General features: G+C 49.3%; 1 protein-coding gene. It reads right to left on the minus strand.

Features of this window, described 5'->3' with window-relative positions:
- A partial coding sequence (locus tag QCH34_RS13095; RefSeq protein WP_300334770.1) for a hypothetical protein occupies window positions 1–1158 on the minus strand: 1158 nt, incomplete at both ends.

The following is a 1158-nucleotide window of genomic DNA, read 5'->3' on the forward strand; positions in this document are numbered from 1 at the left end:
GATATCATGAAGGAGTCAAGGAATACTTCATTTTCATTGCCGTTCTTCTGGTATCTCGCATTGATCTTCTGTTCGATCTCCTTGATATCCTCGGCGAGCTGCACCTTCTCGTCTTCCGTTCCTGGACTGAATACCATCCCATGCGGCTCAAGGAACACGATGTGCTGCTTGCTGTTGTCGACGATCCACATGATGAAATCGGGATAGAACCAAGAGGTTTTGTAGAATCCTACACCATTTTTCGGGATATTACGGAGCAGATAGACTTTTTTCTCGTGAAATTTGTCTGTTTCTTTCTCGAGGTGTGCCTTGATTTCCCGCACAAGCCTTTCTTCGCCTTCGTTGAGCCCTTCCGGAGATATGGCGGCAATCCTTCTCGATTTTCTATCGGTTTTTGCGAGCAGCGGTTGATAAAGGTGATTTTCGAAGAAAACATTCGTTACGAAGTTCGCTTTCTCCCCCGCATAGAGCCGGTCAACCTGCTGGATGAGTGCATCGATGGCTTCAAGTGCGTCTGTTTCATTCTCCCGAACTTTTATGACATAGTTCTTGAACTCAAAGTTGCCGTGCGACTCCGAGAGAGGTTCGATTTGGATGGTATCCATCATCCATGTGTTTTTCTGCCGGTTATATGCCATCTGGAGGGATTTTTTCAGGATGAGCACGATCACATCCTGCAGTTTCTGCAGTTCCTCGAAAGAACGGGGATTGACCACATGGTCCGCACAGTACAGGGTGTAGATCATAGGATCTTCGATGATCTCCCGTAGCAGGGCTTTGGTGAAGATCATGTTCTTCCATCCCCTGTCGTTCCCGTGCTCGAGCATGGTGAAGTACACCGCATTCCAATCGATGAAATCCAGGAAACGCGGATCAATGCTAACGGGGTCGGGCATGGTGTCCGCTTCCATCCCGTTGTAGTAGGTGCTGTCTTCGCTCTCCACTTTGGCGAGGAGATCGACCTTCACGGGGAGGATGTGATCCTCGGCAAGGACAAAACGCCGTTTCCTCTCGAATCCCGTCTTCTCCCAGTGGGGTACAAGAAGGCCTTCATAAATATGGTCTCGGTTTACGCTGATTGCGATCTTGCGTTCCACGGTCTTGTAGTCGTCAACGCCCTCGATGGTGAGGAATTCGCGGAGGTAGCCGATGTACTTT

This window comes from Methanocalculus sp. (assembly GCF_029762515.1).
GTDB lineage: Archaea > Halobacteriota > Methanomicrobia > Methanomicrobiales > Methanocorpusculaceae > Methanocalculus.